Source organism: Tumebacillus algifaecis (assembly GCF_002243515.1).
In the GTDB taxonomy this organism is placed as follows: Bacteria; Bacillota; Bacilli; order Tumebacillales; family Tumebacillaceae; genus Tumebacillus_A; species Tumebacillus_A algifaecis.
The window spans coordinates 3479848-3496303 of the sequence record NZ_CP022657.1; the positions used below are offsets into that span (position 1 = coordinate 3479848).

The window sequence follows — 16456 nt, forward strand, 5'->3', positions numbered from 1 at the left end:
ATCTACATGCAACACATACCGACCAATACGCAGGAACATATCATGATGGTACAGCAAACGGGCAACCTACCTCAAGTAAAAGATCCACAGATGAACGACCGCGACCGCCTCAACGATCTGCTCGCCACCGAGAAGTATTTGTCGATGGGTTACAATGTGGCACTAAACGAATTTTCACACCGGGAACTATATGATACGGTCAAAATGATCCTAAGCGATACGCACGATGCCCACCGCGTCACGTTCGAGCAGATGTTTAACCTCGGTTGGTACAAACTGCCGCAACAACCGCTCGATACGGTGGCGCTGGCCTACAATCAATTTTCAAATTATCAGGGTCAATTCCCTTATCAACAGTGACAACACAAAAGCACACCCGTCCTTTCGGCGGGTGTGTGCAACACATTGGCTTGAAAATGTTTGGGCCAAAGTTTCGCTTGAATCCGATAGCTTCCTATTATATAGTCTATGAACTGCATTTAACTTACTAGATTGAGTCTAATCCAAAACTGAGTTCAAAACCTCGTAGAGCAACTGCGGATCGTTGGTGATGATCGCATCTACGCCCGCTTCCGCACAAAGTCGCATCTGCTCCTCATCGTTCACCGTCCAAACGTTCACTTGCACTCCCGCCGCCTTAGCCTCTCTCAGCAAATCCGCTTTCACCGTCCCGTAGAATGGATGCAACGCAGACGCCCCAAGCCGTTTTGCATAGGTGACCGCATCCACCAGCACGCAGTCATACAACAGTCCAGTTTTCAAATCGGGTGCCAGACGGTGCAGCGTTTGCATCGACTTGTGATGAAAAGAGGAGATCAGCACGTTTTGCTCAACACCGTAGTTGCGGATCAGTTCGATCACCTTTTCTTCCAGCCCCGGCATCTCGTGATACGAGTTCTTCAACTCCACATTCAGATACAGATCACCGTAGGTCTGTAGCACCTGCTCCAGCGTAGGAATACGTTGGCCTTGAAAATCCTGACCATACCATACTCCGGCGTCAAGGCGTGCAAGTTCATCGCTGGTGTGCTCGATTACATAGCCCTTCGCTCCGGTCGTTCGCACGAGCGCCTCATCATGGATGATCACCGGAACGCCGTCTTTGCTGAGCTGTACGTCAAACTCAAAACCGTCTGCCCCGATTTCCTTCGCGATGCGAAAGGCAGCCATCGTATTTTCCGGCGCATACCCCGATGCGCCCCGATGCGCGAGATTTAACACCTTGTGCTTTCGTTTCCGCATATTAGCCACCTCTCCTTCCTGCACTCTTCTTAATTATCCCAAATGTTACCCAATCTGCAAATTTAACTTTCCGTAAACGGATTGCAGGTGTATAATGTTGGCGAAGCAAATAATACACGAAAGAGTGACGAAAGTGGACTTGTTCCCTTTCGCGAGGTGAGCACATGTCTTTTCTGATCACCCGGAAAAACGGAATTCCCCTTTACATCCAAGTGAAGGATGCCGTTCTTGCCGAGATCAAGCGTGGAGAGTGGAAAGCTGGCGACAAGCTGCCAACGGAGCGTGTGTTGTCCGAGAAACTGCAAGTCAGCCGCAATACGGTATCGCAGGCTTACCAGGAACTTGAAGCGGAAGGCATTTTGTCATCCGTACAAGGGCGTGGTACTTTCGTATGCGACCGTGACGATGCTGTCCGCTTGGAAAACCGTAAGGATCTGCTGCTGAAAATCATCGACATTGCGATGGAAGAAAGTTTGCAGCTCGGGTTTTCGCTGGAAGAGTTCGTGGAGTTGACCGGTCTTCGGGCGAAGGAAAAGATAGACTTTTTACGTCAGGTGCGGGTTGCCTTCATCGAATGCAATCGCGAACAGGTCGAATATTTTGCCAAACGCCTCCAATGCGAATCTGGGGTATCGATCACGCCGATCGTTTTAGACGAACTCCGGCAAGATGTTGAGCGCTACGAACAGGCAGTTGCAACGTCCGACCTTGTCATCACCACATTCTTTCACTATGATGAAGTTAAAGAGCTTTTAGGAATGCGAAAGAACGTACTCGCGATCGCGCTCGATCCGCAGATCGAAACGATCGTTCGCATCGCCCGCATCTCGCATGGGAGAAAAATCGGTCTGGTGTGTAAATCGGACAATTTTGCGGGCAAAGTATTACTGGCGCTCAAAAACGCGGGCTTGGACACTGTGGACATCGAAGTATGCGCCGGAATGTCCTCGCAAGAGCCGGTGGCAGAGATCGTTTCACGGCTCGATGTCGTGATCTGTTCCCCTGGACGGCGCCGCGAAGTGGAGCTCCATGCTCACAGGCGCCAGGAGATCATTGAGTTTATTTACAAGCCGGATGTAGCATCGATCAATTTGTTGCGCGCCGCTTTGATAGATCTTCGACGCCAATAGCACTACGACGACAGCGCATTCGAGTCTGTAGCATCAATCACTGGAGAATCAAACACTTTCGAATCAACGAGGAGTGGGACAACGAATGTTAGATCAGCTTTCTTGGAAAGTTGGGGGCCAGCAAGGTGAAGGTATCGAATCCACCGGTGCAGTATTGGCAACCGCATTGAACCGTCACGGTTATTTCATCTATGGGTATCGCCATTTCTCGTCTCGTATCAAAGGCGGCCACACGAACTACAAGATCCGCATTGCGACCAAGCAACGCTTGGCAAATGCAGACTATCTGGACATCTTGATCGCATTTGACCAAGAAACGATCGACTTTAACGCGCATGAACTGCGCGACGGCGGCGTTCTGATCGCCGATGCGAAGTTCAACCCGGTTGCACCGGAAGGAAAGAACATCCGCTTCTTCGCCGCGCCGCTGACGCAAATCGCAGAAGACAACGGTTCCGCGATCATGCGTACGATGGTTACTGTCGGCGCTTCTGCAGCTGTGCTCGGGATCAACCCGGACACCTTCCTGTCCGTCATTCAAGACCGCTTCCTGCGTAAAGGTGAAAACGTTGTCAAAGCAAACATGGACGCTCTGCAAGCGGGCATGAAATACATCAACGACCAAGGGATCGACCTGTCCGACCTGCAACTCGCAGCGGGCGACGGCAAGGAACGCCTGTTCCTGACCGGTAACGATGCGTGCGGCTTCGGCTCTTTGGCAGCAGGCGTGCGCCTGATGCCGGCCTACCCAATCACCCCTGCGTCCGATATCATGGAATACTTAATCAAAAAACTGCCGGACGTCGGCGGCCACGTTCTGCAAACGGAAGACGAGATCGCAGCGCTGACCATGTGCATCGGATCCTCCTTCGGCGGCTCCCGCGTCTGCACATCGACATCCGGCCCTGGTCTGTCCCTGATGATGGAAGCGATCGGTCTGTCCGGCATCACCGAAACTCCGCTCGTCATCTTTGACACCCAGCGTGGCGGCCCGTCCACCGGGATGCCGACCAAGCATGAGCAATCTGACATGTACGCTGCGCTGTGGGGCACCCACGGTGAGATTCCGAAGATCGTTCTTTCCCCGTCCAACGCGGAAGAGTGCTTCTACATGACAGCTGATGCGTTTAACTACGCTGATAAATACCAAGTTCCGACGATCGTCCTGACCGACTTGGCACTGTCTTTGGCAGACCAAACGGTCGAGCCGTTCGATCACAGCAAGATCACGATCGACCGCGGTCGTCTGGCAACTGCTGAAGAACTGGCAGCCACTCCGGAAGGCGAACTGTTCAAACGCTACCAGTTTGCTGAAGACGGCATCTCGCCGCGCGTCTTCCCAGGTAGCAAAGGCGGTATCCACCACGTAACCGGTGTTGAGCATAACGAAGTGGGCCGTCCGATCGAGGACGCAGGCATCCGTACGAAAATGATGGATAAGCGTCTTGGCAAACTGGCAGGTCTGGAACTGCCGAATTCCTTCTCCTTTGACGGCGACGACGATTACGAACTGTTGCTGATCGGCGTCGGTTCCACCGCTGGCCTGATCGCAGAAGCGATGGAACGCCTGCATGCAGAAGGTCAAAAAGTCGCGCACTTGCATATTAAAGCACTGAGCCCGTTCCCGATCGCATCCGTTCAATCGTATGTTGAACGCGCGAAGAAAATTCTCGTAATCGAGAACAACGCGACTGGCCAGTTGGCAAACATCATGCGTTTCAACGGCATCAAAGGCGACTTCAATTCCCAAGTCAAATATGATGGCAACCCGTTCGTTCCGTCTGAAATCTATAACTACATTAAGGAGATGAACTAACAGTGGCAACAGTAAAAGATTTCCGTAACAACGTCCGTCCGAACTGGTGCCCTGGCTGCGGCGACTTCTCCGTTCAAGCTGCGATCCAGCGTGCACTGGCGGAACTTGGTAAAGAGCCGGAAGAGTGTGCAGTCATCTCCGGGATCGGCTGCTCGGGTCGTATCTCTGGTTATATCAATTCCTACGGTTTCCACACCATTCATGGCCGTTCCCTTCCGGTGGCTCAAGGTGTAAAACTGGCAAACCGCGACCTGACCGTTATCGCGTCTGGTGGCGACGGCGATGGATTTGGTATCGGCCTCAACCACTTCATGCATGCGGCACGCCGTAACATGGACATCACCTACATCACCATGGACAACCAAATCTACGGTTTGACCAAAGGCCAAACTTCTCCGACGTCCGCGCATGGCTTCAAAAACCCGAAGTCCACTCCGCACGGTAACATCGAGAACTCGCTGATCCCGACCCAAGTGGCACTGGCAGCGGGCGCAGGTTTTGTTGCACAATCCTTCTCCTCGGACATCAAACAAATGACCGAGATCGTCAAAGCTGCGATCGCACACAAAGGTTTCTCCTTGGTCAACGTGTACTCGCCGTGCGTCACCTACAACAAGGTGAACACCTATGACTGGTACAAAGAACACCTCGTCAACCTCGATGACATCGAAGGTTACGACCCGACCAACCGCATCCAAGCGATGACCACCATCCTTGAAAACCGCGGTCTGGTCAAAGGGATCATCTACCGCAATGACGAGATCAAAGCGTACGAAGATCTGATCCCGGGCTACCGTGAACAAGCGATCGTACACCAAGACATCGAGATTTCTGCAGAAGACTTCCTCAAAGCGATGAAGGAATTTGCATAAACATCCTTACAATTTGTGAACAAAAGGCGACCATACTGGTCGCCTTTTTTATTTCCCTTTAAATCCCATCGGTGTTTTACACATTCTTTCCACAATTAACGATTATCATGGGGTAGACATGATCGGATTTACAAGTGGACAAGATGATGCTGTCAGCGACAGCAGAGGCGAGGCTCGCCCATCTGCTGAGGCGAATCAGGTCTGTGACGAAGACCTGCCTCACACGATCGAAACTGTCACACAGGCCGTCAGATCAATACTGAGCGCGCCTCAAGGAATCGCCCATCCCGCAGAGCATAGCCTTAGAGCAAACTGAGGTAGCCGATCTGATTCTCTAGTGACTCGATCAAATGTAAGGATCACTGCAACCGCTGCAAGAAGATGACTTTGATCTGGCATCTAGGAGGTACTACGCAATTTTTACGTGAAACTTGCAATTTTCGAAACTTATTTTCATTAATCCCTACGGACACAATGAAAGAGTTTTTCACGAAACTAGTATATCGTCACACTTTTCGAGATACTAAATAGGGGAGGAAACTTCATTGTCTCAATACAAAAGCTCACTATCTACAACCAATCAACATGATGGAGGCAAAGCCAGACGACTCCTCGGGGTCTTCACTCGATTGCTCACAGGCGACGTCCTGAACTATATAAAAAGCATTTACTGGACCTCCAAAATCACCAGCAACTTCTCTATGCCGCTTCGCGTCTTCACACACTGGAAAACGCGTTGGAGCATCGACAAAACGGCGACCGTCACGGTCCGCGAGCAGCTGATCGTTGGCCGACTTGACACTCAGATCGGTCAGAACGGCCAAGAGGGCATCGACCGCAACGTGATCCAAGTCGGTGAGCAAGGTGTGTTGGAAATCGACGGCAAAGTCCGCTTCGGACCGGGAGTGCGCGTGCTGGTCGGCCCGAACGCAAAGCTGAAGATCGGTGATCGAAGCTACATCACCGCCAACTCGAAGCTGATTGTCAAATCGGAAGTGGAGATCGGCACCGACTGCGCGATCTCATGGGATGTGCAACTGATGGACACCGACTTCCACCGCATCGCAGAAGGTGCGGTGAACACCAAGAAGATCACGATTGGCAACAAAGTCTGGATCGGCTCCCGCGCTACGATCATGAAAGGGGTTACCATCGGCGACGGTGCTGTGATCGCAGCGGGCGCTGTCGTTACCAAGGACGTGCCTCCCGGTGCGGTCGTTGGCGGCAATCCGGCCTGCGTGCTTCGTGAGCAAGTCAAATGGGTGCCATAAACAACAGAAAACCGCTGACCCTTCCGGTCAGCGGTTTTTTCTTACCTCACATTTCCCCGCGCAATCACGTCCCACGATTCCCGCGCCCCAAAATCATCGAGCACAATCAGTTCATCGGTCAGATTGACCACCGGGCAGGAATGGTTCGGAATGATCTCCAACACATCGCCGACGCGAATCGGGCTATTCTCTGGAATGCGCACCACACCGTGCTCCTCCGACAGACGCTCGATCACCGCCAGCTCCTGACCCACAATCAGCCCATATCCGACCAGCCCCTCGCGACCATGCGCCCCTTTGTCGAGCGCCAGCGTCTTCGCCCCCGCATCGATGACGATCCGTCCCGCCTCAGGTCGCGCCACCACTCGAGTCAGGACGCGAAGCGCGCACCGCTCTGGTGTTACCACACCAAGACTGACCTGAGTCGCATCATAAAACACATAGTTACCGGGTCGAATCTCGGTCACGCCTAGCACTGCACCTGAAGTTTTCACAGTTGGCGTCGAACCGACACTGATACCAAGTTCGATCCGGACATCCGACTGCACCAGTTCCGCAGTTGTCAGCAAACACATCGCCTCATCCTGCCCGATCTTCTTCACCTGCTCAGACGATGCCGCACCATAAGCATGCCCGGCATGTGTCAACAAGCCAAGCAAGCGAAGTCCCGGCATCTGATGCACCGCTTTCACCAGTGCCGCTGCCGGCTCGCCTGGCAGTACGCCCACCCGTCGCAGCCCCGAGTCCACCTTCACCCACACCGGCAACTCCAGACCCCGCGCTGCGGTCACCTGCGCCAACTCGCCAGCACGCTCCTTGCAGTCTACGATCGTCTGCAACTCCGCCTGTGGAAAACGCTCCAGCAGCTCAAACAACCGTTCCACCTTGCGCACTCCAACCAGCGGATAGGCGACAAGAATGCTGGTCACCCCACGCTGTAAAAACACTTCTGCTTCACCAAGCTTTGCACAGGTCAGCCCCACGGCCCCTGCCTTCGCCTGCATCGCGAAGATCTCCCACGTCTTATGCGTCTTGACATGCGGTCGCAGCGCTACGCCCTGCGCCTTTGCAAAGGCGGCCATCTCGGTGATGTTCTCCTCCAGCCGCCCACGATGCACCACGACCTGCGGCGTATCCCACTCCACAGTTGTCAGCGTCTGCCACAATTCTGCCATCCCGCCTCACCTCGCAGCGAAGCGATGTTCACGCACTCGCTCCAGCGCATGCAGATACACATCATCCTTCAAAATCAAACTATACTCCGCCCCTGCTTTCACCACTTCTGAGGAAGGCGGGTTCGCAAAATGACGCACCTCTTCGGTCTCAAAGCCGTCCGGTAGCGAATGCATCCGCTCAACCTTCGCGACGTAGATCGTCTTCACCAGCGGGCCCATTCCTTCCGCCTCGATGACATACTGCCCGAGCGGTTCGATCGCACAGACTTCGGCGCCCGTTTCCTCATACACTTCACGGATCGCCGTCTGCAGAGGCCACTCGCCAGCTTCCCGAGTGCCGCCTGGCAGTTCCCAGCCTCTAGTTTGATGGCGGGTCATCAGCAGTTTCCCTTCATAAAAAGCAAATACCAACACATATCCCGCGTCGAGAAAGTCGGTTGCCTCAAAGCTCAGCCGCACCTGCTGACCGGGATAGGACCCGGCAAATTCATACCTCACCGCTGTTCCCCCTTTTGCATGACCAACAAAGACACTTGCTTCGCTGCGATCATCGCCTGCCCGACCGCAGATGCGATGCTCGAATACAGTGGGCGCGTACACACATCGCCCACCGCGAAAATGCCCGCTGCGCTCGTCTGTCCGGTCGCATCGGTCCGTATGTAGCCGTCCATTTCGGTCTCGACCTGGCCGCGCAGCAGATGTGAGTTGGGCTCCACCCCGATTCGCACAAACAGGCCGTCAACTGCCAGCCGCCGCACCGTATCGCCCGCCATGCGCACATCCACCCCCTGCACCGCTCCCGCTCCGAAAATCCGTTCCACACTCGCATTGGTCAAGCGTTCGATCTTCGGATGAGCAAGCACCGGATGCAAAAATTCCTCCCGTGCTCGAAAGTGCTCAGAGCGGTGGATCAACAGCACATCGGCCCCTTGTTCGGCCAACAACAGCGCACCTTCCAGCGCGCGATCTCCGCCGCCAACAATGGCCACCTTTTTTCCAGCAAATCGACCACGATCACGCGTCGCCGAATAGACTTCGCCCCGCTCGATCATCTCCAGCTCACCAGGCACACCCAGCCTGCGATCACCCGCTCCTGTCGCTGCGATCAGCCCGCGAAAGGAGATCTGCTCCTCACCGCCCGCCGCATCGCGCACCGACAGAGAACGACCCGCAATATCGACTTTCTGAACCTGCACGCCGCGTTGCACCATACAGCCCATCGCCTCTACATGCGCGGCGAACAAAGCCTGCACTTCCGCCCCGCTCTTCGCTTGCACGCCGGGATAATCGAACACCTCGTTTTGAATGGCAGACAGCTGTCCGCCCAGCTCTTCTCGCGCCTCCAACAGAAGGTGGGACAGTCCGAGCCGCTTGCACCAAAGAGCGGCGGTCATGCCCGCAGGACCGCCGCCGAGAATCACCACATCAGGTTGTCTGTTCACCCTCGCTCCCCCACTTTCGCTCGGCAAGTAACGATTCGAATTCCAGCCACCCAGACACGCGCGGCACCTTGACCGAACGGTTGTACGGGTAGTCCATCGCAACAGCCAGCCTGCCGGTCGCCGCGAACGCCTCCAGATTGTGCGGCGCATCGTCAAACAGTAAGTCGCCTCGAACCATGTCCTTGCGGTGTGCAAAAATTAGATTTTCTTTGCTCAGAAACGGCAGATGCTCTGCCACCCACTGCTCCTTCTCCGTATACGCAAACGTCCGCGAACTGGTCACGATCAACAGATCGTAAGCCTTTGCCAATCGCTCCAGCACAGCCACCGCATCGGGCAGCGGCTGCAATCCGCGAAACAGGCCCGGCGCATCCAAATACTCATAAATCTTCTTGCCGCACACAGGCTTCACATACTTCTCCGTTTGCCAACACATTATCCGCTCCACCGTCAGATCGTCATCATGCTCCTCATTGTAACGGCGAAACCACTCGCTCATCAGGTCGACGATGACCGAGTCCATATCCACTAATATCGTCTTGACTTCCAACGTTCTGGCCCTCCTGTGTCATCAATCATCCAGCGAAAATGTCAGAGCCCCAATCTTCCCTTGTACAGCGGCTGGTTCCAAGCCTTTGACTTGAATCAGCACTTTAAAAACTTCACCGAGCGACTGCGGCATAAACAACGCCAGCATTTTATGGAGTTCCTCATCGGCCATCAGATCGAGATGCTCCCGCGCCCGCTTCTGCAAGTCTGCCACTTTGTTCAAAAATCCGTTGCCGCCGAGAAAATGCATCTGGTCGGTAAAACCCACCTCGCACAGTCCGACCGCTTCCCCGCGCCGAATCAGCAGTGAGAAATCGAGATCGGCTGTCAAATCCTGCTCCCCGACCCGTTCCAGTGGTTCGACCAGCTTTTGCTTCCAAAAGGCTCGCACACCTGTGCCCTTACGGTGCCGCAGGTGGACCTCAGGCGCCAGATTCCCATAGTCGATGGTTAGCACAAACCCCCGCTCCAACAGTCCGCCCATCGCAACGATCACGTCGGCAGCCGCTGGACAGACTTCGAAGCGCTCGCCCACTTGCAGCTGTGCCTTGGTTTCCTCATCCACCAAGTCGAGCAACTGCGGGTCGGACAACGCTCCTGCCACTTCGCAGTACCCGTCACCGTCTGCGCTGATGTAATATTCCACGTAACCTTCATCGAGCTTGCCCAAACGGTGCACCGGCAGCGCGTCGAACAACTCATTGCTGAAAATCACCCCGACCTGCCCGCCCGCCACTTCGTCGAGCGACTGAAACCAAGCGATCTTGTCTGCAAACCCGCATTCTGCGGCATAAGCCTGTTGACGTCCGCGCAAGTGCTCGCCTTGTTCGACGATGTGGTAGCGAACGGCATTAAAAAAGGCAGCATCCCGCTCAGCCATCCTTAAAAAATCGACCGCCAGCGTGCCAACGCCAGCCCCCATCTCCAGGACAAAGAACGGATCGGGTCGGTCGAGCAAATTCCACATCTGCCAGACCTGTCGTGCCAAACAGGCTCCAAAGATCGGATGCACCATCGGACTGGTGTAAAAATCGCCGCCTGGGCCGATCGTCATCGCAGGTCGATTGTAATACCCGGCTGTCGGGTGATACAACGCCGTCTCCATAAATTCTGCAAAAGTCAGTTGCCCTTTTTCATGCAAAAGTGCTACCAACGATTCGCGCACAAGATCACGCATCAAAAAAACCCCTTTCCCGAACCAGTCTGCTATAGTTATTGTAACATAAGGAGGTATTTCCTGATGCTGATCATTCGTCCTTCCACCGCCGAAGATGCGGTCCAATTGGTCGCCCTCGAAAACATCGTCTGGACGTCCGACATCGCGCCAGTCCCGATTCATTGGGACTCGACCGCAGACTATTTGCAGAGCTGCCCGCCCGGTTCACAGCTCGTCGCCGATCTCGACGGAGTGATCTGCGGCTATGTGCAAAGCAAACCCCCAACCCCACTGCCAAGCAATTCGCATGTGACCGAACTGGCCATCGCCGTACACCCCGCTTACCACAGCCGCGGCATCGGTAGCCAACTGCTGCAAGCGATTGAAGCGGACGCTCGCCTGCATGGCAAGCGAAAACTCACCCTGCGCGTCCTCGCCAGCAATGAGAAGGCGATCCAGTTTTACAAGCGTTGCGGCTATCTAGAACAAGGTCGTCTCGTCCAAGAATTTTACCTGAACGGCAACTATATCGACGACCTTTTGATGTACAAACTGCTCTAAAAAAGGGAAGAGCCTAGTGGCCCTTCCCCTCCTCGAGCTCCTGAACAAAAGACAGCGGCTCATCAACTTTTAGCAACACGCGGGTGACGCGAGACTTCTTCCCGAACGGTCCGTGCAAAATCACCGGTTCGTGCAGCTTGATCTCTAGCTGTGGCTCTTCAAAAAACAGCACCGCGTAAAAGGCGTGCTTGTCACGCTTTTCTTCGAAGCTTATCGGAATCGGCTGCACGGACGCGATGTTGTGCTTCGCAATCAACGTGTGGCTGGAAAATCCGATGCGCAGATAGACGGCATCGTCGCTCACCAGAATCGGACAGTGCTTGAACGAGTTGTAATACCCCACCAATCCCACGATAGCGTATAGACTCGACGCGGTGGCGATCCACGCCGCGGTGACGCTCCAGATTTCGATCACCAGATGCATCAAAACGGCTTCCAGCAAGGCCAGCAACACAAAGACGATCACCAGTGCTTTGATGCTGGAATCTCGATGATAGGTGAACGAGCGATATTTTGCGGGCTTTTGTTTGCCAAAGTGAAAGGCATAAAAGATCATGCCAAGATCCATCACCAGAAAATCGAGCAGTCGGGACTCCCCGATCGTAGCCCCTAACGCTTTACGCAAAGCATCCAGCCAGTGGAACTCGGTCTGTTGAAACGCCTGCATAGATTTGACCAAGGATCGCAATTTCACCAGCAGAAAGATCAAAAGCAATGCCTCAATCGCCGGAACGAGATAGAGTAGCACATCGAAAAACGCTTGCTGCGACGCGGGCAGTAGATACTTTCCGACCAGCGTCCCCAAAAACAAGACGGGCAGTACGGCGAACCATGATTTTTTCTGCTTGCGAACGACGAGAAAATAGTAGAGCAAAGGAATGGTCAGCACCAGATCGAGCGCAACGCCGAGGACGACTGCGCTTTCATCGTCCGGATATTGAACCGCCACTTGCAAAGCAGCATAGTCGGCACCGACAACTAGTATGGCGAGCAGCAAGAACCATTGTAACGGACCCAAGATAGAAAGAGATCGTTTCACTATCGTTCCTCCAATCGGAAATCCTTTCCTATTTTAAGTATAGCAAGAAAAGTGTGTCCAAGCTGTGGAGAAAGCAGCAATCGTGTACAATAGAGAGCGAAAAGGAGTGAGATCAAGCGATGCAAATGCCCAAAGAATGGACCGAGGCCGAAATCCCGGAAGGCGGCACACTGCTGCGCAAAGAGACGTACGAGTACCAAACCGAAAAAGGCGACTTCCAAATCGAAGTCTTTGAAAATCTAAAAGGTGAATTCTACGCGATCGGCACCCCGCAAAACGGAGACAAATTGATCGTCTACGGCAGCAACCTCACAACCTCCCGCGCCCTCGCGCTTTCTGTCGTCCTTGACAAAATCGAACGCGAATAAGCAAAAAACACCTCTGGCCAGGCATCGGCAGAGGTGTTTTTGATCCGATATGCAAAAGATGATCGTGTACGTAAAATGCATGAACAACCACGTTTCCATTCACATCTGCAAGTCTTCTCAAGTCTTCTCAAGTCTTCTCAAGTCTTCTCAAGTCTTCTCAAGTCTTCTCAAGTCTTCTCAAGTCTTCTCAAGTCTTCTCAAGTCTTCTCAAGTCTTCTCAAGTCTTCTCAAATCTTCTCAAGTCTTCCTCACAGACCTTTATTTCGGCATCGTGTTCTTCAGTTCCGGCACCCATTGCTTCATATGAGCGTTGATTTCTTCATAAAGTTCTTTGCTCTTTGGCAACTGCTGGGGCGTTACATCAGCAAGCGGAATCACCTTGTACTGCCGCCAGTTGCGTTTGTGTGTCCACACGGGCAGGAAGGCCGGATTTTTCAAGGTGATCGTTTTCTCATCACCTTTGGTCACCTTTTCCACCTCAAGTTCCAAGATTCCACCGATCTCGCGGTAGATCTCGTCTTGACCGGAGATAAAATTGCCCAGGGAATAAATGACAAACGACTTTCGCCCATCCCCGTTATCAATCCACTCCACTGGCTGGAGCACATGCGGATGGTGACCGAGCACGATATCGACGCCCTCTTTGGTCATTTCCCGCACCAGCTCTTTTTGCTCGTCGCTGGGCAGACGCTGATATTCATTGCCCGTGTGCAAGTTCATGATGACCACATCGGCCATCCCCTTCGCCTCACGTACCGCCGCTTTCATCTTGACCGGGTCGATCAAGTTGATCAGATAGTCCTTTCCTTCTGGAACCGGGATTCCATTCGTGCCGTACGTGTACGATAGGATGGCAAATTTGATCCCGTTTTTCTCCACTACCCGAATCTTCGCCTGGTCTTCTGCCGACTCATACACGCCGACATACGGAATTCCAAGCTCGTTCCAATGTTTGATCGCGCTGCGAATGCCTTTCTCTCCCGCATCGAGCGAGTGGTTGTTGGCAATCGACACCACATCGATCCCTGCGTCCTTGAGCGCATCGCCCACTTCATAAGGAGAGTTGAACATCGGATAGTCGGACAAGCCGACCTCCACGCCACCGATCATCGTTTCTTGATTGGCGATGGCCAAGTCAGGCTTGAGCAAATACGGCTTGACCAACTCAAATTGATAGCGGAAATCGTAGCCACCGTTTGCCGTCTGGGCATCCTTATACAAGGAAGAGTGGATCAAAATATCCCCGATCGCTGCCACCGTCGCCTGTGTTGTCACCGCCTTTGCTTCTTCTTTCGGCGGCGAATTCACCGCATTGGGCGTTTGAATCTGTGCATTTGGATTCGGAGCGCCATTCCCTGCACTGCACCCGCTCACCCCGACCAGCAAAGCGACCGATAACGCTGTCAACCATACTTTCTTCACGTACATAACTCCTTTTTCGCTTATTCTCCTCTCAATTTAACTAAAGAATTCATTTTTGGCAATTCATATACTTCCTTTGCTCAATCAATCTTTCGAATCGTCGGATTCATCCACATCAGCACCAGCAAAAGGATGCCAAACGCAAAGATTGAATCAAGACCCAATCTCGTTGTGTAACCATAGTTCGGTACGCTACCGAACTATGGTTTTTTTACATTCTTGCCTATAAAAAATCCCCTCCGACATGCGGTAAGGGACCTTTCCTTACGTAGCGAGTCAAAGGGGAACTTATTCTATAGAAGAAATCGAACTGATTTTCCAATCGGTACGTTCCTTACTCCGATTTGCGTTTGACTGGATTGAACAGGATCAACAGTAGCCAACCGAAACTGCTGATGTTGCGGGAAAATTCGCTGATCAACAACTCCGACATTACACGCACAGACAGCGAAAAGGCCAGTGGAACCGAAGTTATCGTCTAAATGCCAATCGCACTGGAGGGCGTCCACGCACCTGCGGCACCTTCCATGTAAACTTCATCGATCGTGGCATGTTAGTGATCGGCATCCCCAACCCCAGCACGCACAGCGATCCCGTTGTTCCTATAGAAGTTTTTCACAAGCGCAAACACAACACTCGGTTGCCCATGATCCTCTTGTAGCCAACAGGCAAGCTTGGCTTATCGAGCGAAAAGTTGAGTTTCCCTTCTATTACCTGCTGCATCATGACGTCAGCACATTCACTAGAAACGATAGCCTCATCTCGATCACGACTAACATGGCACCGATTGTCGGTGCGACTGATGAAACGATCAATGAAACGATTGTGTTGATTGATGTAGCAAGCGACTTTGCTTATATCAGCGCCTGGCTGGCACCAGAAAATGCACCGCAAGCGAACTTGCTGGGTAATGGTCATTGCCAGTTTGAAAACACCTGCTCCTATATTAGAAACAAACTGAGCTGCTATTTATTAGAAGATAGATTCTCGAAAGCAGTTATTATCTTCCATTGGGTTGTGTTCTGTCACTATAGAAGAGTTTGTACTTTAGCCATGATGATGCCTACATTTAGAATGACTTTAATTCAGAATATTTCGATACATTCAGTTTACGTTTAACTTATTGACCACCAGTCCAGTGTAAAACTATTATATATCAAATAAATTTTTCAGAAAATACTTGCGTTTAAACTTTTTTCATGCAAAAATATAGACAACAACAGGTTAACACTTACGCTACAGCTTAAAGTTTAAGGGGGGTGCAACAGCATGGAGCGTAACGGTGTAAAAATCTCGATCACAGTTGAATTCTAGTCTTGAATCACTCTGATGTAGCAACTAACTTGGGGCGGGGGTGGAACTCATGGAACGCAATGGTGTAAAAATCTCCATCACTGTAGAATTCTAGTCCTTGTTTATCGGGTTTAAATAAATACAATCTAAAAAGGGGGTGCAACAACATGGAACGTAACGGAGTAAAAATCTCCATCACTGTTGAATTCTAAAATTTATGAAAAATTAAAATGGGCACAGCTAATTGGGGGTGAATCAACATGGAACGTAACGGCGTAAAAATCACCGTAACCATCGAGTTCTAATCCTACCGTCCGCTTAAGCTTCACTAATCTACCAGATCGGGGGTGTCACGAACATGGAACGTAACGGCGTAAAAATCACTGTAACCATCGAGTTCTAATCCTACCGTCCGCTTAAGCTTCATTAATCTACCAGATCGGGGGTGTCACGAACATGGAACGTAACGGCGTAAAAATCACTGTAACCATCGAGTTCTAATCCTACCGTCCGCTAAAGCTTCACTAATCTACCAGATCGGGGGTGTCACGAACATGGAACGTAACGGCGTAAAAATCACTGTAACTATCGAGTTCTAATCCTACCGTCCTCTTAAGCTTCATCAATCTACCAGATCGGGGGTGTCACGAACATGGAACGCAACAAAGTAACTATCACTGTAACCATCGAGTTCTAATCCTACCGTCCACTTGAGCTTCACCAATCTACCAGATCGGGGGTGTCACGAACATGGAACGTAACGGCGTAAAAATCACTGTAACCATCGAGTTCTAATCCTACTGTCCACTTGAGCTTCACCAATCTACCAGATCGGGGGTGTCACGAACATGGAACGTAACGGCGTAAAAATCACTGTAACCATCGAGTTCTAATCCTACCGTCCTCTTAAGCTTCATCAATCTACCAGATCGGGGGTGTCACGAACATGGAACGTAACGGCGTAAAAATCACTGTAACCATCGAGTTCTAATCCTACCGTCCGCTTAAGCTTCACCAATCTACCAGATCGGGGGTGCCACTAACATGCGTAACAAAGTAACTATCACTGTAACCATCGAGTTCTAATCCTACCGTCCGCTTAGGCTTCATCAATCTATCA

Annotated in this window: 15 protein-coding genes and 1 pseudogene; 8 read left to right on the forward strand and 8 right to left on the reverse strand. The window is 52.2% G+C overall.

The window, feature by feature from the left end; genetic code table 11:
- The first annotated feature begins 6 nt into the window (after positions 1-6).
- Positions 7-360, forward strand: coding sequence for a spore coat protein (locus CIG75_RS15180; protein ID WP_227874244.1), 354 nt, complete (start codon positions 7-9; stop codon positions 358-360).
- Between the two features lie 138 nt (positions 361-498).
- Here CIG75_RS15180 and CIG75_RS15185 read toward each other — a convergent pair whose 3' ends face one another.
- Positions 499-1242 (reverse strand): glycerophosphodiester phosphodiesterase, encoded by a 744-nt coding sequence (locus CIG75_RS15185; RefSeq protein WP_094237385.1) that lies wholly within the window; start codon positions 1240-1242, stop codon positions 499-501.
- Between the two features lie 164 nt (positions 1243-1406).
- On the opposite strand from CIG75_RS15185, the gene CIG75_RS15190 reads away from it, so the two are divergent.
- The 4 genes and pseudogenes from CIG75_RS15190 to CIG75_RS21635 all read left to right on the forward strand — a co-directional run.
- On the forward strand, positions 1407-2372 hold the full coding sequence (locus CIG75_RS15190) for a GntR family transcriptional regulator (RefSeq protein ID WP_094237386.1): 966 nt from the start codon (positions 1407-1409) through the stop codon (positions 2370-2372).
- Between the two features lie 85 nt (positions 2373-2457).
- Complete coding sequence (locus tag CIG75_RS15195; RefSeq protein ID WP_094237387.1) at positions 2458-4188, forward strand: 2-oxoacid:acceptor oxidoreductase subunit alpha; 1731 nt, start codon at positions 2458-2460, stop codon at positions 4186-4188.
- A 2-nt stretch (positions 4189-4190) separates the two neighbouring features.
- Positions 4191-5060 carry a 2-oxoacid:ferredoxin oxidoreductase subunit beta gene (locus CIG75_RS15200; protein WP_094237388.1) on the forward strand — a complete coding sequence of 290 codons (870 nt, stop codon included), beginning with the start codon at positions 4191-4193 and terminating at the stop codon, positions 5058-5060.
- Positions 5061-6151: 1091 nt separating this feature from the next.
- Positions 6152-6331 (forward strand): annotated as a pseudogene (locus tag CIG75_RS21635) (DapH/DapD/GlmU-related protein); the annotation flags it as partial.
- Between the two features lie 41 nt (positions 6332-6372).
- Here the strand turns inward: CIG75_RS21635 and CIG75_RS15210 are convergent.
- From CIG75_RS15210 to CIG75_RS15230, 5 genes are read right to left on the reverse strand one after another with little or no spacing between them, the layout of a single operon-like run.
- Positions 6373-7506 carry an alanine racemase gene (locus CIG75_RS15210; RefSeq protein ID WP_094237389.1) on the reverse strand — a complete coding sequence of 378 codons (1134 nt, stop codon included), beginning with the start codon at positions 7504-7506 and terminating at the stop codon, positions 6373-6375.
- Positions 7507-7512: 6 nt separating this feature from the next.
- On the reverse strand, positions 7513-8004 hold the full coding sequence (locus tag CIG75_RS15215; RefSeq protein WP_227874245.1) for an NUDIX domain-containing protein: 492 nt from the start codon (positions 8002-8004) through the stop codon (positions 7513-7515).
- A complete protein-coding gene (locus CIG75_RS15220) occupies positions 8001-8948 on the reverse strand; it encodes an NAD(P)/FAD-dependent oxidoreductase (RefSeq protein ID WP_227874246.1) in 948 nt (315 codons plus the stop codon). The genes CIG75_RS15215 and CIG75_RS15220 overlap by 4 nt, the downstream gene beginning before the upstream one ends.
- A complete protein-coding gene (locus tag CIG75_RS15225; RefSeq protein ID WP_227874247.1) occupies positions 8932-9498 on the reverse strand; it encodes a 5' nucleotidase, NT5C type in 567 nt (188 codons plus the stop codon). Before CIG75_RS15225 ends, CIG75_RS15220 begins: the two co-directional genes overlap by 17 nt.
- 21 nt (positions 9499-9519) lie before the next feature.
- A complete protein-coding gene (locus CIG75_RS15230; RefSeq protein ID WP_157729580.1) occupies positions 9520-10674 on the reverse strand; it encodes a class I SAM-dependent methyltransferase in 1155 nt (384 codons plus the stop codon).
- A 63-nt stretch (positions 10675-10737) separates the two neighbouring features.
- Between CIG75_RS15230 and CIG75_RS15235 the strand changes: the two genes are divergently transcribed.
- Positions 10738-11214: a GNAT family N-acetyltransferase gene (locus CIG75_RS15235; RefSeq protein ID WP_094238460.1), complete on the forward strand. Its 477-nt coding sequence runs from the start codon at positions 10738-10740 to the stop codon at positions 11212-11214.
- 13 nt (positions 11215-11227) lie between these two features.
- Here the strand turns inward: CIG75_RS15235 and CIG75_RS15240 are convergent, their stop codons facing one another.
- The gene (locus tag CIG75_RS15240; protein ID WP_094237391.1) at positions 11228-12253 is read right to left on the reverse strand and encodes a hypothetical protein; all 1026 of its coding nucleotides are present in this window, start codon (positions 12251-12253) and stop codon (positions 11228-11230) included.
- A gap of 119 nt (positions 12254-12372) precedes the next feature.
- Here CIG75_RS15240 and CIG75_RS15245 point away from each other — a divergent pair, with 119 nt between their 5' ends.
- Complete coding sequence (locus tag CIG75_RS15245; RefSeq protein ID WP_094237392.1) at positions 12373-12621, forward strand: hypothetical protein; 249 nt, start codon at positions 12373-12375, stop codon at positions 12619-12621.
- 258 nt (positions 12622-12879) lie between these two features.
- Here CIG75_RS15245 and CIG75_RS15250 read toward each other — a convergent pair whose 3' ends face one another.
- Positions 12880-14049, reverse strand: a complete 1170-nt coding sequence (locus CIG75_RS15250; protein ID WP_094237393.1) for a CapA family protein — start codon at positions 14047-14049, stop codon at positions 12880-12882.
- 771 nt (positions 14050-14820) lie between these two features.
- On the opposite strand from CIG75_RS15250, the gene CIG75_RS20805 reads away from it, so the two are divergent.
- The gene (locus CIG75_RS20805; RefSeq protein WP_157729581.1) at positions 14821-15162 is read left to right on the forward strand and encodes a hypothetical protein; all 342 of its coding nucleotides are present in this window, start codon (positions 14821-14823) and stop codon (positions 15160-15162) included.
- Positions 15163-16456: the final 1294 nt, after the last annotated feature.